Raw genomic sequence first — 20195 nt, 5'->3', positions numbered from 1 at the left:
CTGTCGCGCCCGGGGCGCCGCCCCCTTGATATCGCCCATGCCGTCACGGGGTTCGCGCGCCGCGCGTGCACGCTATAGTGCCCAGTTCGCCTCTCCCCCGAGCCGTCCATGGACACCATCCGCATCCGCGGTGCGCGCACCCACAATCTCAAGAACCTCGACCTGGAGCTGCCGCGCGACCAGCTGATCGTGATCACCGGCCTGTCCGGATCCGGCAAGTCCTCGCTGGCATTCGACACGATCTACGCCGAAGGCCAGCGCCGCTACGTCGAATCGCTGTCGGCCTATGCGCGGCAGTTCCTGTCGGTCATGGAGAAGCCCGACGTCGACCATATCGAGGGGCTGTCGCCAGCAATCTCGATCGAGCAGAAGTCCACGTCGCACAACCCGCGCTCGACGGTCGGCACGATCACCGAGGTCTACGACTATCTGCGCCTGCTGTTCGCGCGCGTCGGCACGCCGCGCTGTCCGGACCACGGCATCACGCTGGAGGCGCAGACGATCAGCCAGATGGTCGACGCCACGCTCGCGCTCGACCCGGAGCGGCGCTATGCGCTGCTGGCGCCGATCGTGCGCGAACGCAAGGGCGAGCACGTGCAGATCTTCGACCAGCTGCGCGCGCAGGGTTTCGTGCGCGCGCGCGTCGACGGCGTCGTCTACGAGCTCGACGCGGTGCCGCCGCTGGCGCTGCGCCAGAAGCACACGATCGAGGCGGTGATCGACCGCTTCCGCCCGAAGCCGGACCTGCAGCAGCGGCTGGCCGAGTCGTTCGAGACCGCGCTGCGCCTCGGCGAGGGCATCGCGCTGCTGGCCGATCTGGACGGCGGGGCGGAAACCACGTTCTCGTCGCGCTATTCGTGCCCGATCTGCGACTACGCGCTGCCCGAGCTCGAGCCGCGGCTGTTCTCGTTCAACTCGCCGGTCGGCGCCTGTCCGTCCTGCGACGGCCTGGGCGTCACCCAGTTCTTCGATCCGGGCCGCGTCGTCGTGCACCCGCGGCTGAGCCTCGCGGCCGGCGCGGTGCGCGGCTGGGACCGCCGCAATGCCTACTACTTCCAGATGATCCAGTCGCTGGGGCGGCACTACCGCTTCGACGTCGATACGCCGTGGGACGAGCTGCCCGCAAAGATCCGCCAGCACGTGCTGTACGGCTCCGGCGACGAGCCGATCGGCTTCCGCTATCTCAGCGAATCGGGCGGCACGGTCACGCGCAAGCACCGTTTCGAGGGCATCATCCCGAATCTGGAGCGGCGCTATCGCGAGACCGAATCCTCGGCCGTGCGCGAGGAGCTGTCCAAGTACGTCAGCGAGCAGCCGTGCCCGGACTGCGAGGGCCAGCGCCTGAACCGCAGTGCGCGCAACGTCTTCGTCGGCGAGCGCAATCTGCCGACGCTGACCGCGCTGCCGATCGACCAGTCGCTGGACTTCTTCCGGACCCTGGCGCTGGCCGGCTGGCGCGGCGAGATCGCGGCCAAGATCGTCAAGGAGATCCGCGAGCGCCTGCACTTCCTGGTCGACGTCGGCCTGGACTATCTGACGCTGGACCGCCAGGCCGATTCGCTGTCCGGCGGCGAGGCGCAGCGGATCCGCCTGGCCTCGCAGATCGGTGCCGGCCTGGTCGGCGTCATGTACGTACTGGACGAGCCGTCGATCGGCCTGCACCAGCGCGACAACGAGCGCCTGCTGGGCACGCTGAACCGGCTGCGCGACCTCGGCAATACCGTGATCGTCGTCGAGCACGACGAGGATGCGATCCGGCTGGCCGACTACATCGTCGACATCGGCCCCGGCGCCGGCGTCCACGGCGGCGAGGTCGTCGCGCAGGGTTCGCTGGCCGACGTGCTGGCCGCGCCGCGCTCGCTGACCGGCCAGTACCTGTCCGGCGCGCGCCGCATCGAGGTGCCGGCCGAGCGCCGCGTGCCCGATCCGGAGGCGATGCTGCGCGTGCTCGGCGCCAGCGGCAACAACCTCAAGGACGTGGATCTGGAGATCCCGGCCGGCCTGTTCGTCGCGGTGACCGGCGTTTCGGGCTCCGGCAAGTCGACGCTGATCAACGACACGCTGTACCGGCTCGCCGCGGCCGAGCTCAACGGCGCCAACGAGAAGGCGACCGCGTATCGCGAGGTGCAGGGGCTGGAGCTGTTCGACAAGGTCGTCGACATCGACCAGTCGCCGATCGGCCGCACGCCGCGCTCGAATCCGGCGACCTACACCGGCCTGTTCACGCCGCTGCGCGAGCTCTACGCGCAGGTGCCCGAGGCGCGCTCGCGCGGCTACGGACCGGGGCGTTTCAGCTTCAACGTCAAGGGCGGCCGCTGCGAGGCCTGCGAGGGCGACGGCCTGATCAAGGTCGAGATGCACTTCCTGCCCGACGTCTACGTGCCCTGCGACGTCTGCCACGGCAAACGCTACAACCGCGAGACGCTCGAAATCCTCTACAAGGGCCACAACATCTCCGACGTGCTCGACATGACCGTCGAGGACGCGATGAAGCTGTTCGAGAAGGTGCCGGCGCTGGCGCGCAAGCTCGAGACGCTGATCGACGTCGGCCTCGGCTACATCAAGCTCGGCCAGAGCGCGACGACACTGTCCGGCGGCGAGGCGCAGCGCGTCAAGCTCTCGCGCGAACTCAGCAAGCGCGATACCGGACGCACGCTGTACATCCTCGACGAGCCGACCACGGGCCTGCACTTCTACGACATCGAGCAGCTGCTGAAGGTACTGCACCGGCTCAGCCGCGACGGCAATACCGTGGTCGTGATCGAGCACAACCTCGACGTCATCAAGACCGCCGACTGGATCGTCGATCTCGGCCCCGAGGGCGGCGACCGTGGCGGTACGATCATCGCGACCGGTACGCCCGAGGCGATCGCCGCGCATCCGGCCTCGCATACCGGCCATTTCCTCGCCCGCGTGCTTACGCCGGACGTCGCGCCGGCGCCCGCCGCCGTCCGGAGCCGCACCAGGAAGACCACGCCTGCCGCCGCACCGGCCAAGCGCGCCGGTGCCAAGAAGAAGGCCGCGCGATGAGCGGCCCCGATACCTCCGATGCGCGGACCGACGCCGCCGCAGCCGCGCCGCTGCTCGGCCGCTTTCCGGTCGCGCTGCGCTGGCGCGACCTCGACGCGTTCAATCACGTCAACAACGGCAACTTCCTGACCCTGCTCGAGGAGGCGCGGCTGCGCTGGCTGTCGGCGATCGAAGGGCCGTGGTTCGACGAACACAGCATGCCGGTGGTCGCGGCGATCCAGGCCAACTACCGGCGCCAGCTCGGCTGGCCGGCCGAGATCGACGTCGAGCTCTATGCCGAGCGCGTCGGCCGCTCGTCACTGACGGTCGGGCACCGCATCGTCGCGAGAGACGATTCTTCGCTGCTGTACGTGGACGGTCACGTCGTCGTGGTCTGGATCGATCCGGCCAGCGGCCGGTCGACGCCGCTGCCGCCGGCGATCCTCGCCGCCTGCGAGCGGACCGGCAGCGGCTGAGCGCCGCCGCCGGTCTCAGTGCGCGTGGTGGTCGTGGCCGGCTTGGTCGTGACCACCGCCATCGGCCGGCGCCTGGTCGGTCACGACGAAGTCGGCCTCGACGCGGCGGCCGTCCTCGAGCACGAAGCGCAGCTTGACCGGCGCGCGCGCATCGACCGGCTGCCGCGGTTCCATCAGCATCAGATGCTTGCCGCCGGGCGCCAGGCGCACCGTGGCGCCGGCATCGATCGCCAGTCCCGGCAGCTCCCGCATCCGCGACACGCCCTCGACGACCGTGGTCTCGTGCAGCGACACGCTGTCGAACGCCGCGCTCTCGACCGCGCTGATGCGCAGCGGCGCGTCGCCGTCGTTGCGCAGATCGGCATAGCCGGCCAGCATCGGCACGCCGGGCGGCGCCGCGCGGATCCAGGCCTGCTCGACGGCTAGCGAACCGGCTGCCGCGGCGGCACCGGCTGCGCCGAACGCGAGCGTCGCCGCGAGCAGCGCCATGGTTTGTTGCAATCGATTCATCGGACCCTCCGTTGCGGTCCGTATCATAGCCGGCCACTTCGCCACTCAAGGGATACGCGACCATGCACCGCACGTTGCTCGCCGCCGGGCTGAGCCTGGCCGCCGCCGCCCCGGCGACCGCCGCCGACAGCATCGGGCTGACGATCTACCGCAACGGCGGCGGCAGCCTGTTCGAGGGCGGCGGCTCGCCGGTCGCCGATGGCTATGCGGTCGTGCGCGAGCGACGCTCGATCACGCTGTCGGGCGGCCGCGAATCGCTATCCCTCGGCGGCCTGCCGACGACGCTCGATCCGGAAGCGGTCGCGCTCGATCTGGGGCGCACGCGCGTGCTCGCGCAGCGCGTGCTGTCGGCCGGCGACGGCGGCACGCTGTCGGCACATCGCGGCGAGCGCGTGCAGCTGCTGCGCACCGACGGCAGTCCGATCGTCAGCGGCGTACTGGTCGGAGCCGACGGCAACGGCCTGACCGTGCGCGACGACGGCGGCGACATGCGCTACGTGCGCGACTTCGCGGTCGTGCGCTTTCTCGATCGCACCGGTCAGCCGGGCAGCACGCTGCAGCTGGTCGTCGAGGGCACCGCCGGCACCAGCCAGGCCGCGCTGACCTATCCGACCTCGGGCCTCGGCTGGCGTGCGGCCTATGCCGCCGTGCTGGCCGACGGCAGCGGCTGCAGCCTGAGCCTGGAGGCGCTGGCCAGCATCGCCAACCGCAGCGGCCGCGACTATCCGGCGGCACGGCTGAAGCTGATCGCCGGCGAGCCGAACATCGCCGGCAACGGTCCGCAGCCCTATGCGATGAAGGCGGCGATGGGACGCGACGCGGCGCCCGAGGCATTGCCCGAGCAAACCGGCCTCGGCGACTACCGCAGCTATGCCCTCGACGGCGCGCTCGACCTGCCCGACGCCAGCGTGACCCAGGTGCCGCTGTATGCGCCGCGCACGCTCGACTGTCAGCGCAGCTGGCTGTTCGACGTCGGCAATGCCTGGTTCCCGGCCAAGCCGCTGCTGACCGCCGACTACGACGAGGCGCCGGTCGAATCGCGCGTCGTCAGCTCCCTGCGCTTCGTCGCCGACGAGAACCTGCCGGCCGGCACGCTGCGCGTGCTGACCCGCGATCGCGACGGCCAGCTCGAGCTGCTCGCCGAATCGCAGCTCGGCGATACGCCGAAGGGACGCGCGGCGACGGTGACGCTCGGCAATGCGTTCGATCTCACCGCGCAGCGCGAGCGCACCGCTTTCAGCGTCGACCGCGGCGGCCGCACGATGGACGAAGGCTTCCGCGTCGTGCTGACCAACAGCGGCGACGTCGCGCGCACGGTCACGGTCCGCGCCTATCCGAACCGCTGGCGCAGCTGGAGCCTGATCAGCTCGAGCCAGAAGCCGGCGCGCCAGACCACCAACCAGCTCGAATTCGCGGTCGAGGTGCCCAAGGGCGGCAAGGCCACGCTCGACTATGCGCTGCGCTACAGTTGGACGCCCGCCGAGGAGTGACGTCCATGCTCGACACGATCGACCACGCCGACATCCGTGAACTGCGCCTGGCGCGCCCGCCGGTCAATGCGCTGAATCCGGCCCTGGTCGACGGGCTGCGCGCGGCGATCGAAGCGGCCCCGTCCGACGGCGCGCGCGCGCTGGTGCTGTCGGGCGCCCAGGGTCTGTTCTCGGCCGGCCTCGACGTGCCGGCGCTGCTGGCGCTGGACCGCGCCGCGATGCGCGCGTTCTGGGTCGATTTCTTCAGCCTGTGCGCGACGATCGCGCGCTCGCCGATCCCGGTGGTCGCGGCGCTGACCGGGCACAGCCCGGCCGGCGGCGCGGTACTCGCGACGTTCTGCGACTACCGCATCATGGCGCGCGGTCCGTTCCGGATCGGCCTCAACGAGGTACAGGTCGGCCTGTCGGTGCCCGACTGCATCCAGGCCGGTCTGCGCCGTCTGGTCGGCACCTATCGCGCCGAGCGGCTGATGGTGGCCGGTGCGATGATCGAAGCCGAGCAGGCCCTGGCGATCGGCTTCGTCGACGAACTGGTCGACGTCGATCACGTCGTGCCGCGCGCGCTGGTCTGGCTGACCGAACTGCTGCAGCTGCCGCCGCAGGCGATGGCGCAGACGCGGCGGCTGGCACGCGCCGATCTGGCCGCCGTGTTCGCCGACATGTCCGCGTTTCCGGTCGATGACTTCGTCGACGGCTGGTTCTCCGCCGAGTCACAGGCCACGCTGCAGGCGCTGGTCGCGCGCCTGCGCAGCAAGGCCGGCTGACGGCCCGCCGATCGGACCGGTCGTGGACGCGCGCAGCCGGTCCCGCCCGCTCCGGACGCTTCGGCATCGGGCCAGCACCGCTTCGATCCCTCTCGCCGCCGCGGCCGTGGTGCTCGGACTCGCCGGATCGGTGCAGGCGGCGCGGCTGCCCGACTGGCGCTGCATGCATCCCGATGCGCTGTTCGTCGATGGCATCGACGGCGGCCCCGCGGCGATCGGCCTGCCTTCGGGCGGCAGCGGCGGCGCGTATCCGGGGCCGGTCGTCCGCTCGGTCGCGGTGCCCGGCATCGGCACGCGCAGCTACCGCCTCTATCTGCCGGCCGCCTATACGCCGCGTCATGCGGCGCCGCTGATCGTCGCGCTGCACGGCGCCGCCGGACCGGGCCAGGCCGCGGCCGCCGCTGCGGCTCTGGCGCTGGACTGGGGGCCGGTCGCCGAGGCCGCGCAGGCGATCGTGCTGGCGCCGGTCGCCGGCGGCTCGCAGGGCGGCTGGATTCCGCCCGACGTCGACGGCAGCGGCCCGTCGGACTACGACGTGATCGCCGCCGCGATCGCCGACGCCGCCGGCGCCTACAACGTCGATCGCCTGCGCATCCACGGCTGGGGCTACTCGGCCGGCGGTGCGGTCATGCACGATCTGAATCTGACGCCGCTCAATGCGCACTATCAGGCGTTTGCCGGCTATGCGGTCGTCGCGTCCGCGCGCGCCCTGTGCCCGGACTACATCGGTCCGTACTGCGAGCCGGCGGCCGCGCCGGCGCGCATGCCGGTCGCGATCCGGATCGGTCTGTCCGATGCGCTGCTGCCGTATGCGCGGGCCGACCGCACGGCGTTCGTGGCCGCCGGCTGGACCGAAGGCACCGATCTGGCCTATGCCGAGGTCGCCGGCGGGCATACCTACGATACGGCCGGCCTGGTGGCGGCCTGGTCGTTCCTGTGCCCGTTCCGGCGCGATCCCTGAGCGGCGTTCGCGCGCGCCGATACGCCGGCCGTGGCCGCGCAGCATCGCTGCCATGCCCGACCCCCGCCGGCGTCGGGGCGTGCGCGCTGCAAAGCGTGCTCGCGCTCCGGTCCGAGCGCGCCGCTGCTGGCGGTCTTGCGGCCCTGGGCGTCGATTGTGCGCGCACTCATGCCGTACCATTGCCGGCCCCGTCCCGCGTCGGAGCGAACGTGAGCATCAAGTCGGATCTGTGGATACGCCGCCAAGCCGAGCAGAACGGCATGATCGAGCCGTTCGAGGCCGGTCAGGTCAAGGTGGATGCCGGCGGGCAGCGGATCGTCAGCTTCGGCACGTCGAGCTACGGCTACGACGTGCGCTGTGCGAACGAGTTCAAGATCTTCACCAACATCAACTCGACGATCGTCGATCCGAAGAACTTCGAGGCCGGCAATTTCGTCGACTTCACCGGCGATACCTGCATCATCCCGCCGAACAGCTTCGCGCTGGCGCGCACGGTGGAGTACTTCCGGATTCCGCGCGACGTGCTGGTCGTGTGTCTGGGCAAGAGCACGTATGCGCGCTGCGGCATCATCGTCAACGTGACGCCGCTGGAGCCGGAGTGGGAAGGGCACGTCACGCTCGAATTCTCGAACACCACGCCGCTGCCGGCACGCATCTACGCCAACGAGGGCGTGGCGCAGATGCTGTTCTTCCAGTCCGACGAGGTCTGCCAGACCAGCTACCGCGACCGCGGCGGCAAGTATCAGGGCCAGCGCGGGGTGACCCTGCCGCGAACCTGATTCCGGTGGTAGGCTTCCGCTTCCCGCCGTCGTGCCCGAGATCCGCGCAATGCCCCCCATCCTCGATCCGCGCCGCTGGCGCCACGTTCCGCTCGCACTGCTGCTCCTGCTCGGCCTGGCCGCCTGTTTCGGCGGTGCCCGCAACGAGGAACTGGTGCGCAGCGAGGACGTTCCGAGCGAGTTCGACGTCGTCCTGCTGGCCGAGAAGGACGATCAGTTCGACTTCACCGGCGTGCCGCTGACCGCCGAGGCGCTGCGCGACGCGATGCGCTACCGCAAGGACGAATCGCTGCCGCTGCGTTCGGTGCTGCTCAAGCGCGGCGAGAAGCAGAAGGTCACCGATACCCATATCCTGTCGCTGATGCGCGTCGCCCACGAACTCGGCTTCCGCGCCTGGGTGCAGCAGAAGGGCGAGATCGGCGAAATCCGTGCCCAGGCCCGGGCGCAGTGAACGGAGAATCTCGATGAAGCGCATCGTGGCGAAGCTGCTCGGCGTTCTGTTCGTGCTGTTGATCGCGGTTCCGGTGCTGGCCAAGGACGTGCGTGACGGCCAGCTGTCGGTGGAGCCGGCGCGCGACGACCGGTTTTCGGTCAACGGCTTCACGATGGGCAAGGCCGAGCTCTACGGCTACCTCAGCGAGCTCAAGAGCAGCGAAGGCCTGCAGAAGATCGTGCTCAAGCGCAGCAAGAAGGCCAGCGACGCGCAGCGCAGCGCGATCGGCTCGATCGCGCGCGCACTGGAGCTCGAGGCGGTCGATGCCGATGGCGCCGACCTGCGCGCGCCGCAGCCCTGACATAGCCCTGAAGCGGCCGTCGCGCGGCGCGGCTGCGCGCGCCGTTCAGCGCGATGCACGGATCGTCCGCTTAGTCTTGGCGATCTGACGCCCGGCTGCCGACGCTCGCCGGTGCCCGAACCGGACGTCGAGTCCGCGCAGGACGCATCGCATCGACCGTCCTCCCCGAGCCGGAGCATTGCCCCGCCCGGCCGCTTTCGTGAGTGTGCAGGTGTACGTGCGTCGCATCATCGCTGTCGTGTCGTTGTCCGGCTGCCTCGCCGCCGCTTCCGCGTTCGCGGCCAATCCGTTCGTCGAGTGGCGCGACCGCCTGTTCGGCTCCAAGGCCGACGACACGCCGATGTCGCGCGCCGAGCCGTACGAAGCGATCGAGGTCGACTTCGACCGCCCTGAGCGCTTCCGCGTCGACGAAGCCGCGCTCGAGCGCGATTTTCCGCAGGGCAAGAGCCGTTATCGCGTGATCGAACTGCCGCGCGAGGTCGCGCACGCGAGCCTGCGCCTGCGCGTGCGTGCGCAGCCGAACGATCGCGGCCGCGGCAATACGGTCTACAAGCCGGTGCTGTATCTGCTCGACGACCAGGACCGCGTGCGCGAGACCAGGGAAGTCGATCCGCTGTATCTGGACATCCGGCCGTTCAAGCCGACGCGGCTGCTCGCCTGCGTGACGCTCGAGAAGGTCCGCAAGCTGGCCGTGGCGACCACGCCCGAGGCAGTCGGCAAGGCCTTCGACGCGACCGCGCGCGGCAAGCTGAGCGCGCCGAGCAAGGGCAAGTTCTATTACTCGACCGAGCCGATGCGCGTGAAGCTGCCGTACGCGGCCACCGGCGAGCTGGTCGTCGAGCTCAGCGAGCAGGCCGAGGCCGGACAGGGCTGCTGAGCGCGGCCGCGGCGGCCCGGCGACAATCGCCCGCCCCGGTCGCGACGCGAGCGCTCAATGCGTGCTGCCGCCGGGGAGCTTCAGATCCTCGCGCGTCGATACCGCGCAGGCGATCGCTGCCGCGACGCCGTCGAGCATCGTCTCCAGCGCCATGCTCGGCTGGCCGGGCCGGCCGACCGTCTGCTGCGGCAGCCACGGCACGTGGACGAAGCCGCCGCGCACGGCCGGATGCCGTGTCGCGAGCAGATGGGCGAGCATGAAGAAGACCTGGTTGCAGACGTAGCTGCCGGCGCTCAGCGACAGCGCGGCCGGAATGCCGCGCGCGTGCAGGTCGGCGACGATCGCCTTGACCGGCAGCGTCGAGAAGTAGGCCGGCGGGGCATCGGCGATCACCGGCCGGTCGACCGGCTGGGCGCCGTCGTTGTCGGCGATGCGTGCGTCGACGAGGTTGATCGCCACGCGCTCAAACGAGAGCTCGGCGCGGCCGCCGGCCTGGCCGAGCGCGATCACCAGATCCGGCCGGTGCCGCTCGATGAGGTCGCGCAGCCGTGCCTCGGTACGCGCGAAGGCCACCGGCAGCGTCGCGCCGACGACGCGGCGGCCGGCGATACGGCGGCCGTCGAGCCGCTCGACGATCGCCTGCGATGGATTGACCGACGCGCCGTCGAACGCCTCGAAGCCGGTCAGCAGCACGCAGGGCGCCGATCTCGCCGGGGCGCTGTTCCTCCGTGTCGTCATGGAAACACCAGCCAGGCCATCAGCACGACATTGAAGACCATCAGCGGCAGCGCGGTGCCGGCCTGGGCGCGGATCACCGCGTGCTGGTCCGGCAGTTCGAGCAGCACCGCCGGCACGATGTTGAAGTTGGCGGCCATCGGCGTCAGCAGGGTGCCGCAGTAGCCGGTCAGCATGCCGACCGCGCCGAGGATCGCCGGGTCGGCGCCGTGCCGGTGGATCAGCAGCGGCAGGCCGATGCCGGCCATCATGACCGGAAACGCCGCGAACGCATTGCCCATGACGACCGTGAAGAAGACCATGCCGAGTGCGAACGCGAGCAGGCAGGCGTAGCGATTGTCGGTCGGGATCACGCGGCCGATCAGGTCGGCGACCGCGCCGCCGACGCCGGTCGCCGCGAACACGCCGCCGAGCGTCGCCAGCACCATCGGCAGCAGCACGGCCCAGCCGAGCGCGTCGATCAGGCGCCGGCCCTCGCCGAGCGCCTCGAGCGGCGCGGCGCGCGTGACGCGCAGCGCGGCGGCCAGCGCGATCAGGCTGGCGATCGCCAGGGCGCTCAGCGTCAGTGCCTTCGGATCGAGCAGCGGACGGCCGTTCCAGCTCAGATGTCCGCCGCCGAAGAACAGCAGCAGCGTCAGCAGCGGAATCGCCAGGGCCGGCCAGAACAGGCGATTGCCGAGCCGGTCGGCGCAGACGCGGCGGCGCGCGGCGGCCTCGGCGCTGTCCGGTTCGGCAGACAGGCGGCCGCCCGCGGCGAGCAGGCCGAGCGCGATCACGGCGGCACCGGCGGCCTGCGCCGGCCACGCCGATCCGGCGCGCGTGGCGGCGAGGATCGCGTCGCCGAACGCGAACGGAACGCCGAGGATCAACCAGAACGCCGCGATCGTATAGCGGCGCTCGCGCAGGTTGTAGATCGCGGTGCAGGCGAGCAGCACCGCGATCAGCGCATAGAGGTATTCAATCCGCAGCATCGGCCGCTCCCGCCGTCTGCCGGCCGCGCCGCAGGGCGCGGCGGAACAGCCACAAGCGCGTCGCGTGGATCGCGAACGCGGCCAGCGCGGTCGGCAGCGCCCACAATGCGATCGTCAGCGGCTCGAGCACGATGCCGTTGCGCGCGAAGAAGCCCTGGATCAGCAGCACCGCGCCGATCGCGACGAACACGTCCTCGCCGAAGAACAGGCCGATGTTGTCGGTCGCGGCCGTGGTCGCGCGGACGCGGTCGCGTTCGGCCGGCGTCAGCGGACCGAGCTCGCGCTCGGCCGCCGCCTCGCTCATCGGTGCGGCCAGCGGCCGCACGGTCTGAGCATGGCCGGCCACGTGGGTCAGGCCGGCCATGCTGGTCAGCTGGCGCACCGCCAGGTAGGCGATCTGGAAGCGCGACAGGTTCATGCCGCGGAAGCCCGCGATCCAGTCGCGCGCGCGTTCGCGCAGGCCGTAGCGTTCGAGCAGACCGATCGCCGGCAGCGTCAGCAGGAACATCAGCAGCGCACGATTCTCGACGAAGGCGGTGCCGAGCACGCCGAGCAGCTCGCCAGGGCCGAAACCGGCGGCCAGGCCGCTGACGATGCCGGCGATCACGACGACCAGGACCGGATTGCGGCGCAGCGCGAATCCGGCGACGACGACCGCGATGCCGAGCAGCGGCCAGTAGTTGACGACGGTCGATTCGGGCACGCGCGGCTCCGGTGCGGCGGTCGCGGCATCCTAGCAGCCGATGCCGCCGTGCCGCACCGTCGCGCGCACCGCCCTCCAGTCAGACCGTCAGGCCGAGCGCCTCGCGATGCCGGCGCCGCAGGCCGGGTCGGCTTTGCAAAGTGCGCGGCCAGACAGCACCGGATCGACTCGGCCACGCGGCCGAGCGACGCGAGCCCGCGACGCTCAGGTACCGGACCGTGGTACGCGTTGCGATAGTCGCGAATGATCTCATTGCGCGCCTGCGGTGCAGGCATTGGAGCAGGAGCGCGGCGGTCCGCTCTCAGATGCGTGTCGTCAGATGAGTCGGCGGCCGAATCGGCCGTTGCCAGCGGCGAAGCCGCCGGGCAGCCAGGTCTTGTGCAGGTGATAGACGATCACCGCGAGCACCGCGACCGCCCGCAGGCCGTCGATGTGTGGCACGTACGGCGCGGCGACCGGATGGCCGCCGGACCGCAGCGGCCGGGCCGGAGCGGCGTCGGCGGACAACGGGAGCACCGCGCTCATCGCAGGGAACGGCCGTCGAGAGGCGCTGCGCCGGGCGTGATGGCGGCCGGCCAGGAACGGGTGTCGCGCAGGTCCATGCGGGTGTCTCAGGATCGCGATGCGGATGGGCCGGCGATGATCCCATCAAGACTCGGTGCGGTGCCAGCGCTCCGGACCGGTGCGCCGCCGCGGCGCAGCCGGGCCCGCCAGCGCCGGTTGATCGGGTCCGACCAGAAGCGTGCCAGCAGCGCGCCGAGCGCCCAGGCCGCCAGCACGGTCGGCGGGTGCCACAGGAAGCCCCAGTACGGGCCCGCGCCGACGGCCTGGTGGATCGCGACGACCGCGAACACGACGAACATGTGCGTCAGGTAGATCTCGTAGCTGCGCCGGCCCATCGCCTGCAGCCAGCCGACGCCGCGGACGGCGCGGACCGGCCCCCCATGCGCCTCCCACGACAGCGCAAGCAGCAGCAGCGCGGTCGACAGCGTCAGCACCAGCAGATAGCCGTCGCGCAGCAGCGGCCACAGCCGGTACGCGAACAGCAGGGCAGTGGCGAGCCCGGCGCTGCCGAGCAGCGCGGCCGTGACCATCAGCCCGCGCGGTGCGCGCGGCCAGCGCGCCGCCGCCAGCGCGGCGAGGATGCCGGCCGCGATCGCGGCCATGCCGGGCAGATAGGCCTTCTCCTGCCAGATGTCGTTGCCGGCCAGCGCCGCGCGCGTCCAAGGCAGCGACAAGGCCAGCGCGGCCAGCACGGCGGCCAGCAGCGCCTGCCGGCGCAGCAGCAGGCACAGCAGCGGAAAGCCGAGGTAGAACGCCTCCTCGATCGACAGCGACCACAGCACGTCCCAGCCGCCGGGCAGGTAGCCGGTGCGGCCCTCGTACCAGTTCAGGTGCAGTCCGGCGACTGCGAGCAGCGCGCGGCCGAGCGACTGACCCTCGCGGTCGATCACGTGGAACGGCACGCCGGCCAGGTGCAGGACGCTCAGGATTGCGACGACCAGGGCCAGCGACGGCAGGATCCGCGCGGCACGCAGCGCGTAGAAGCGACGCGGCTCGATGGCCCCGAGGCTGCCCCAGCGCGCGATCGCGTTGCCGGCGATCAGGAAGCCGGAGATCACGAAGAACACGAACACGCCTTCGTAGCCGTCGTACATCAGCGTGGTCAGGAAGCGCCGCGGCAGGAACGTCTCGAGCCAGCCGTCACGCAGCGGAATGCGCAGCGAGAGGTGATGGATCACCACCAGCAGGATCGACAGCCCGCGCAGCAGGTCCACGCCGTCGAGGCGGCCGATGCCGCCGGTCGCCGCTGCGGGCGGTCCGATCGAGACGGCGCTCATCGTCAGAGCATCTTGCGCAGACGGTAGACCAGGTCCAGCGCCGCGCGCGGCGTCAGCTCGTCGGCATCGATCGCCCGCAGCGTCTCCTCGATCGGCGACGGCAGCGGCGGCGCGAACAGACCCATCTGCGGCGCGGCCGCGGCCGGCTGCGCCGCCGGTGCCGGATGGCCGCCGGCCTCCAGTCCCTGGAGCACCCGGCGCGCGTCGCCGATCACCGAGCGCGGCAGGCCGGCCAGCGCGGCCACCTGCAGGCCGAAGCTGCGATTGGCCGGGCCGTCCTTGACCGCGTGCATGAAGACCAGCTGCTCGCCGTACTCGACCGCGTCCAGGTGCACGTTGGCGATCGTCTCGAACTGCGCCGGCAGCTGGGTCAGCTCGAAGTAGTGCGTCGCGAACAGCGTGAACGCCCGGTTGACGCTGGCCAGGTGCGCCGCGCAGGCCTGGGCCAGCGCAAGGCCGTCGTAGGTGCTGGTGCCGCGGCCGATCTCGTCCATCAGCACGAGACTGTACTCGGTCGCGTTGTGCAGGATGTTGGCGGTCTCGCTCATCTCGACCATGAAGGTCGACTGGCCGCGCGCGAGATCGTCGCCGGCGCCGATGCGCGTGAAGATGCGGTCGATCGGTCCGATCGCGGCGCGTGACGCCGGCACGTAGCTGCCGATGTGCGCCAGCAGCACGATCAGTGCGTTCTGGCGCATGTAGGTCGACTTGCCGCCCATGTTCGGGCCGGTCACGATCAGCATGCGGCGCGCGTCGGTGAAGACCAGATCGTTCGGCTCGAACGGCTCCTCGCGCACGCGCTCGACGACCGGATGGCGGCCGCGTTCGATGCGGATGCCGGGCTCCTCGACCAGCTCGGGGCGGTTCCAGTCGAGCGCATCGGCGCGTTCGGACAGCGCGGCCAGCACGTCGAGCTCGGCCATCGCCGCGGCCGCGATCTTCAGTGCGGCCAGGCGCGCGCCGAGCAGGTCGAGCAGTTCCTCGTAGAGCGCACGCTCGCGCATCAGCGAGCGCTCGCGCGCCGACAACACCTTGTCCTCGAAGTGCTTGAGCTCCTCGGTGATGTAGCGCTCGGCGCCCTTGATCGTCTGACGCCGCGTGTAGTGCGCCGGCGCCTTGTCGGCCTGGCCCTTGCTGATCTCGATGTAGTAGCCGTGCACGCGGTTGTAGCCGACCTTGAGCGTCGCGATGCCGGTGGCGGCCTTCTCGCGCTCCTCTAGGTCGACCAGGAAGCGGTCCGCATTCGTCGACAGCGCGCGCAGCTCGTCGAGCTCGGCGTCGAAGCCGGCGCGGATCACGCCGCCGTCGCGCAGCAGCGCCGGCGGCTGCTCGACCAGGGCACTCCCCAGGTGATCGGCGGTGCCGGCATGCTCGCCGAGCCGGTCGAGCAGGTCCGACAGCAGCGGGCTGTCGATGCCGGACAGGCGCTCGCGCAGCACCGGCGTGCGCGCCAGGCCGTCGCGCAGCGTCGACAGGTCGCGCGGACGCGCCGAGCGCAGCGCGACGCGCGCCAGGATGCGTTCCAGATCGCCGATGCCGCGCAGCTCCTCGCGCAATCGTTCGGCACCGCCGCCGAGCAGCAGGCCGACCGCGTGATGGCGCTGTTCGAGCGTGCCGCGGTCGCGCAGCGGCCGGTTGAGCCAGCGGTGCAGCAGGCGCGCGCCCATCGGCGTGACCGTGGTGTCGAGCACGCCGAGCAGGGTCGCGTCGCGATTGCCCGAGGCGTGGCTGTCCAGCTCCAGGTTGCGCCGCGTCGCCGCGTCGAGCGCGATCGTCTCGGTCGCGCTCTCGGTCGCCAGGCCGGTCAGGTGCGGCAGCGCCGACTTCTGGGTCTCCTCGACGTAGCCGAGCAGGCAGCCGGCCGCGCCGATCGCCAGCGGCAGATGCGTCGCGCCGAAGCCGGACAGGTCGCGCGTGCCGAAGAACCGGCACAGCTCGCGCTCGGCGGTCTGGCCGTCGAAGTGCCAAGGCGCGCGCTTGCGCAGACCGGGCAGGGTGGTCACGACGTTCGGCCAGGCCACGTCATCGCCGACCAGGGTCTCGACTGGCTGCAGCCGCGCCAGCTCCGAGGCCAGCGCCTCGGCGTCGGCGACCTCGGCGAGCAGGAAGCGGCCGGCGGCCAGGTCGATCCAGGCCAGGCCGTAGCCGGTCTTGCCGGCCGCGATCGCCATCAGCAGATTGTCGCGGCGCGCCTCGAGCAGGGCCTCGTCGGTGACCGTGCCCGGTGTGACGATCCGCACCACCTTGCGCTCGACCAGGCCCTTGGCCAGCGCCGGATCGCCGATCTGCTCGCAGATCGCGACCGACTCGCCGAGCCTGACCAGCTTGGCCAGATACCCTTCCGCCGCGTGGTACGGCACGCCGGCCATCGGGATCGGTGCGCCGCCCGAGGCGCCGCGCTGCGTCAGCGTGATGTCGAGCAGGCGCGCGGCCTTGCGTGCGTCGTCGTAGAACAGCTCGTAGAAGTCGCCCATCCGGAAGAACAGCAGCACGTCCGGGTGCTCGGCCTTCGCCGCGAAGTACTGGCGCATCAGGGGCGTATGCGAAGAAGTGTCTATGTTCGTCATCAAGGTCGACATTTTATGGTCTGGGCAGCCAGCCTCTGGGGCGGATTGGGGCGGCTGCCGTCAGGGTTGCATACCCTGCCAGATGCGCCCGAGCGTGGATAGGACGTCGATCGATTCGGGCACGACGGCGCCGCTCGTGCGACCGCATCACGCGCGCGTATCCCACGCGGCGCAAAGCGACGTCATGTCGTGCAGGCGGGGACGAACAGGCGCTCGAGGCCTTCGGCGGAGCGTTCCATTCCTTTCCGGTCCGGATGACGGAAGGCGTCGGCGTGGCGGAGGAATTTCGGGAGAAAACGGAGCGCGCCCCGGAGCGGGGCGCGGTCGCCCGCAGTGGGGCGACGCATATCTCGAAAGAGGAAAGCCGGACGCGGCCGGAGGTGTCGGCGTCCGGCGTTTGACGCCGGGTCTTACTTGGCCGGACGACCCGCTTGCCTGGCCGCCTGCTCGATCGTATCGGCGACCACCTTCGGCTGGGTCATGAAGACCGCGTGGCTGGCCGAGACCTTGGTGATGCGCGCCTGGATGCGCTCGGCCATGTGGATCAGCATGGCTTGGTCGAACGCCTTGTCCTCGGTGGCGATCACGGCCCAGTTCGGCTTCGTGCGCCACGCGGCCTGCGTCAGCCGGGTGCCGAACACCGACATGTTGATCGGCACCTGCGAATCGCGCAGGAATGCCGCGTCGGCGTCGGTGGTGTCGTGGGCGAAGCCGGCCTTGAACTTGGCCGGGCTGATGAAGCCGTAGCCGTCGCTGCCGGTCTCGATCACGAACTCGGGCGTCGGCGCGAAGCCCTCGTACTGCTGGGCGGTGGTCTCGCCGGCGTCCGGCGCAAGCGCCGAGACGTAGACCAGGCCGGCCACCTTATCGTGGACGCCGGCCTCGGTGATCACCGTGCCGCCCCAGGAATGTCCGACCAGGATCGCCGGACCGTCCTGCCGGTCGAGCACACGGCGCGTGGCCTGCACGTCGTCGGCCAGCGAGGTCAGCGGGTTCTGCACGATCGACACGCGGTAGCCGCGTGCGGTCAGATCGTCGTAGACCGGCCGCCAGCCGGCACCGTCGGCGAACGCGCCATGCACCAGGACGACGTTCCTGATCGGTCCGCCGGCGCGTGAGGACGCGACATCGTCGGCATGAGCGGCGGGGATGAGGCTGGCGGCCAGGGCGGCGGCGAGCACGGCGGGAATCAGCTTGAGCATGGTCATATCCTCGGGCGGTAGTGGCGGGACGTTTCGTGGTGCGGCATTGGCCGGCAGAGCTACTTTGCGTGCGCAGGACGAACGATCAGCAACGAAAAGTCCTGATAACTTGATCCATCGTCCTTCATTGCCGCGGTTGACCGCCGATCTCGGATCGACAGGCACATCGGCGGGACAGCCCGCTCCCGGGGGGCAGGCGCGGCCGCCCTTGCGTGCCGATGTGCCCGCCAGCCGCCGTCACACGGTCGGTACGGTTCCGCCGTCGATCGTGTATTCGGCCCCCGAGATCGACGCGGCCCTCGGCGAGACCAGGAACGCGACGAGATCGGCCACTTCACCGGGTTGGGCCGGGCGTCCCAACGGAATCCCGCCCAGCGCCTGCATGACCATCTGCCTGGCACCCTCGTAGTCCGTGCCCGCATTGGCTGCGATACCGCCGAGGAAATCGACCGCGGCTTCGGTCTCGACCCATCCCGGCGAGACGCGGACGACGCGTACGCCCTGGGGCGTGACTTCCTTGGACAGCGCTTTGCCGTAGGTCGACAGCGCAGCCTTGGCGGCGGCATAGGCGATCGTGGCGTCGTGCAGCGGCAGGACGCGTTGAATCGACGTCACGTGCACGATTACGCCGGATCCCTGCGCGATCATCGAAGGCAGCAACGCGCGATCGATCCGCACGGCCGACATCAGATTCAGGTCGAGCGCCTTGGCCCACTCGGTATCGTCCAGCCTCGCAAAGCCGCCCGCAGGTGCCGAGGACCCGCCGGCCACGTGGATCAGGACGTCGATGCCGCCGAGATGAAGCAGCGCCTTCTCCACGGCCTGACGCACCCCCTCGGCCGTCGCCAGATCGGCGGCCACATAGTGCACATCGCCGATCGGCTTCGCCGGCTCCGAGCGCGCGGTCGCCACGATCCGTGCTTCGAGCTGCGACAGCCGCTCGACGACGGCCGCTCCGATGCCGCGCGTGCCGCCGGTGACCAGGACGCGCTTGTCGGCCAGTTGGAGGTCGAAATTCATGGCGCGACCTCCAGCGAGGCGATCTTGCCGCGCTCCAGGATGAAGGTGTAACGCAGGTCCACCGGGCTGCCCGGGAAGTCGCCGGATACCCGGCTGGTGACGATGTGGCTGCGTCCTTGCGTCTGCAGCGTGTGCGGCTCGGCGGTGTAGGCGTACTGAGCGGACGCCGCGTTCTTCCAGGCCTCGATCGCGGCGAAGCCCGCATGGGTCTTGCCCTCGTCCAGGACGACACCGTCCTTGGTGAAGCAGCGGGCGACGGCCTGGCCGTCGCGGCGGTCGGCATCGAAGTAGGCCGCGATCGGCTCGGGCAGGTTCAGTTCTTTCATTGCAATGCTCCGTTGGTGAGTGCGGAGCCAGCTTGATGCGTACTCGAAGATTAGAGAATCACCTATGATCTGATCAGGCTATGTAGAGAAAAGTGCACAATGCGCGGCTCCGAATTCGCGGAACTCAAGGCCTTCGTGGCCGTCGTCGACCGGGCCAGCTTCGCGCGGGCGGCCGATCACCTGGGCCTGTCCCGATCCGCGCTCAGCCAGACCATCCGCCAGCTCGAATCGAGACTCGGCGTCCGTCTGTTGAATCGCACGACACGCAGCGTCTCGCCGACCGAACCCGGACGCCGTCTGCACGAGCGGATGGCGCCGATGCTGCGCGAGATGGACGAGGCGGTCGCACAGGCCGTCGGCGCGAACGCGCGCGCCGCGGGCACGTTGCGGATCAACACGCTGAGCATGGCGGCGAAGAAGGTGATCGCGCCGCGGCTGGGCCGGTTCGCTCGCGCGCATCCGGATGTCGTCCTCGACATCGTGATCGAAGACGGCCTCAGCGACATCGCCGGCGAAGGCTTCGACGCCGGTATCCGCGTGGGCGGACGCCTGCAGAAGGACATGGTCGCGGTCCGGCTGACGCCGGACTTTGAGCTGCTCGCCGTCGCCTCGCCCGATTATCTCGCCCGACACGGCGAACCCAGGACGCCCGCCGATCTGAGCCGTCATGCCTGCATCAACTGGCGCTTCCCCGGCAGCGGCAAGATCGCCGGATGGCCGTTCAAGAAGAAAGGCAAGGCCGTCGAGTTCTTCGGCGAGGGGACCGTGATCTCGAACCATCAGGACATCATCGTGCCCGCGGCGCTGCAGGGACTCGGCATCCTGTACGCCTACAACGACGAAGACATCGCCGAGGCGCTGGCGCAGGGCCGGCTCAAGCGCGTGCTCGCCGACTGGTCGCCGACGGTGCCCGGTCTGTACCTCTACTACTCGAGCCGGCGCTACATGCTGCCGGCGCTGCGCGGCTTCATCGACTGTCTGCTCGATCGTGATCTGGATGGGTGGGGCCCTTAAAGTAGGCGGCTTTTTTTTGGTTCATCGCGGATTACCGGGGAAGGCGGCGCGGATCTTGAGGAAGAAGTAGGCCTCGTCCCGGTAGCCGTATGCGCGGCGCTTGATGACCTTGATGGTGTTGTTGATACCTTCCACGACGCTGGTGTTGAGAGGGTG

21 protein-coding genes are annotated in these 20195 nt (G+C 70.4%); 10 read left to right on the top strand and 11 right to left on the bottom strand.

Annotated elements, in window-relative coordinates; all coding sequences use genetic code 11:
• Positions 1 to 108 precede the first annotated feature (108 nt).
• Together uvrA and VMR06_RS09320 are read left to right on the top strand one after the other, a co-directional pair.
• Positions 109 to 3030, top strand: a complete 2922-nt coding sequence (gene uvrA / locus VMR06_RS09325; RefSeq protein ID WP_325375492.1) for an excinuclease ABC subunit UvrA — start codon at positions 109 to 111, stop codon at positions 3028 to 3030.
• Entirely contained in the window at positions 3027 to 3485 is a 459-nt protein-coding gene (locus VMR06_RS09320) for a thioesterase family protein (protein WP_325375490.1), read from the top strand. The genes uvrA and VMR06_RS09320 overlap by 4 nt, the downstream gene beginning before the upstream one ends.
• Positions 3486 to 3500: 15 nt before the next feature.
• Here VMR06_RS09320 and VMR06_RS09315 read toward each other — a convergent pair whose 3' ends face one another.
• Positions 3501 to 3995, bottom strand: coding sequence for a copper chaperone PCu(A)C (locus tag VMR06_RS09315; RefSeq protein WP_325375488.1), 495 nt, complete (start codon positions 3993 to 3995; stop codon positions 3501 to 3503).
• Positions 3996 to 4057: 62 nt separating this feature from the next.
• Here VMR06_RS09315 and VMR06_RS09310 point away from each other — a divergent pair, with 62 nt between their 5' ends.
• From VMR06_RS09310 to VMR06_RS09280, 7 genes are all read left to right on the top strand, one after another.
• Complete coding sequence (locus VMR06_RS09310) at positions 4058 to 5485, top strand: DUF4139 domain-containing protein (protein ID WP_325375486.1); 1428 nt, start codon at positions 4058 to 4060, stop codon at positions 5483 to 5485.
• 5 nt (positions 5486 to 5490) lie between these two features.
• The gene (locus VMR06_RS09305; protein ID WP_325375484.1) at positions 5491 to 6249 is read left to right on the top strand and encodes an enoyl-CoA hydratase/isomerase family protein; all 759 of its coding nucleotides are present in this window, start codon (positions 5491 to 5493) and stop codon (positions 6247 to 6249) included.
• A 106-nt stretch (positions 6250 to 6355) separates the two neighbouring features.
• Positions 6356 to 7210, top strand: coding sequence for a hypothetical protein (locus VMR06_RS09300; protein WP_325375482.1), 855 nt, complete (start codon positions 6356 to 6358; stop codon positions 7208 to 7210).
• 209 nt (positions 7211 to 7419) lie between these two features.
• Positions 7420 to 7989, top strand: a complete 570-nt coding sequence (gene dcd / locus VMR06_RS09295; RefSeq protein ID WP_325375480.1) for a dCTP deaminase — start codon at positions 7420 to 7422, stop codon at positions 7987 to 7989.
• A gap of 49 nt (positions 7990 to 8038) precedes the next feature.
• The gene (locus VMR06_RS09290; protein ID WP_325375478.1) at positions 8039 to 8440 is read left to right on the top strand and encodes a hypothetical protein; all 402 of its coding nucleotides are present in this window, start codon (positions 8039 to 8041) and stop codon (positions 8438 to 8440) included.
• Positions 8441 to 8453: 13 nt separating this feature from the next.
• On the top strand, positions 8454 to 8783 hold the full coding sequence (locus VMR06_RS09285) for a hypothetical protein (RefSeq protein ID WP_325375476.1): 330 nt from the start codon (positions 8454 to 8456) through the stop codon (positions 8781 to 8783).
• Positions 8784 to 9027: 244 nt separating this feature from the next.
• Positions 9028 to 9660, top strand: a complete 633-nt coding sequence (locus VMR06_RS09280) for a hypothetical protein (protein ID WP_325375474.1) — start codon at positions 9028 to 9030, stop codon at positions 9658 to 9660.
• A 54-nt stretch (positions 9661 to 9714) separates the two neighbouring features.
• Here VMR06_RS09280 and pcp read toward each other — a convergent pair whose 3' ends face one another.
• The 9 genes from pcp to VMR06_RS09235 all read right to left on the bottom strand — a co-directional run bounded on the left by pcp (position 9715) and on the right by VMR06_RS09235 (position 19025).
• Entirely contained in the window at positions 9715 to 10398 is a 684-nt protein-coding gene (gene pcp, locus VMR06_RS09275; RefSeq protein ID WP_325375472.1) for a pyroglutamyl-peptidase I, read from the bottom strand.
• Complete coding sequence (locus VMR06_RS09270) at positions 10395 to 11366, bottom strand: 5-oxoproline transporter, DUF979 family subunit (protein ID WP_325375470.1); 972 nt, start codon at positions 11364 to 11366, stop codon at positions 10395 to 10397. The genes pcp and VMR06_RS09270 overlap by 4 nt, the downstream gene beginning before the upstream one ends.
• Positions 11353 to 12069 carry a DUF969 domain-containing protein gene (locus tag VMR06_RS09265; protein ID WP_325375468.1) on the bottom strand — a complete coding sequence of 239 codons (717 nt, stop codon included), beginning with the start codon at positions 12067 to 12069 and terminating at the stop codon, positions 11353 to 11355. Before VMR06_RS09265 ends, VMR06_RS09270 begins: the two co-directional genes overlap by 14 nt.
• 315 nt (positions 12070 to 12384) lie before the next feature.
• Positions 12385 to 12585 (bottom strand): hypothetical protein, encoded by a 201-nt coding sequence (locus VMR06_RS09260; protein WP_325375466.1) that lies wholly within the window; start codon positions 12583 to 12585, stop codon positions 12385 to 12387.
• 95 nt (positions 12586 to 12680) lie between these two features.
• Complete coding sequence (locus VMR06_RS09255) at positions 12681 to 13910, bottom strand: acyltransferase (RefSeq protein ID WP_325375464.1); 1230 nt, start codon at positions 13908 to 13910, stop codon at positions 12681 to 12683.
• 2 nt (positions 13911 to 13912) lie between these two features.
• On the bottom strand, positions 13913 to 16441 hold the full coding sequence (gene mutS / locus VMR06_RS09250; RefSeq protein ID WP_414648095.1) for a DNA mismatch repair protein MutS: 2529 nt from the start codon (positions 16439 to 16441) through the stop codon (positions 13913 to 13915).
• A gap of 446 nt (positions 16442 to 16887) precedes the next feature.
• Entirely contained in the window at positions 16888 to 17679 is a 792-nt protein-coding gene (locus tag VMR06_RS09245; RefSeq protein WP_325375461.1) for an alpha/beta hydrolase, read from the bottom strand.
• Between the two features lie 237 nt (positions 17680 to 17916).
• Positions 17917 to 18699, bottom strand: a complete 783-nt coding sequence (locus tag VMR06_RS09240; protein ID WP_325375459.1) for an SDR family oxidoreductase — start codon at positions 18697 to 18699, stop codon at positions 17917 to 17919.
• A complete protein-coding gene (locus VMR06_RS09235) occupies positions 18696 to 19025 on the bottom strand; it encodes a nuclear transport factor 2 family protein (protein WP_325375457.1) in 330 nt (109 codons plus the stop codon). Before VMR06_RS09235 ends, VMR06_RS09240 begins: the two co-directional genes overlap by 4 nt.
• Positions 19026 to 19124: 99 nt before the next feature.
• On the opposite strand from VMR06_RS09235, the gene VMR06_RS09230 reads away from it, so the two are divergent.
• On the top strand, positions 19125 to 20039 hold the full coding sequence (locus VMR06_RS09230) for a LysR family transcriptional regulator (protein ID WP_325375455.1): 915 nt from the start codon (positions 19125 to 19127) through the stop codon (positions 20037 to 20039).
• 21 nt (positions 20040 to 20060) lie between these two features.
• Here the strand turns inward: VMR06_RS09230 and VMR06_RS09225 are convergent.
• The coding region (locus VMR06_RS09225) for a transposase (RefSeq protein ID WP_325372106.1) at positions 20061 to 20195 on the bottom strand (135 nt) is incomplete at its 5' end.

Origin of the sequence: Dokdonella sp. (genome assembly GCF_035511235.1) — a bacterium.
Taxonomy (GTDB): domain Bacteria; phylum Pseudomonadota; class Gammaproteobacteria; order Xanthomonadales; family Rhodanobacteraceae; genus Dokdonella.
Note: the sequence above shows the minus strand (reverse complement) of the source record. Positions and strands in the feature narration are given on the sequence as shown.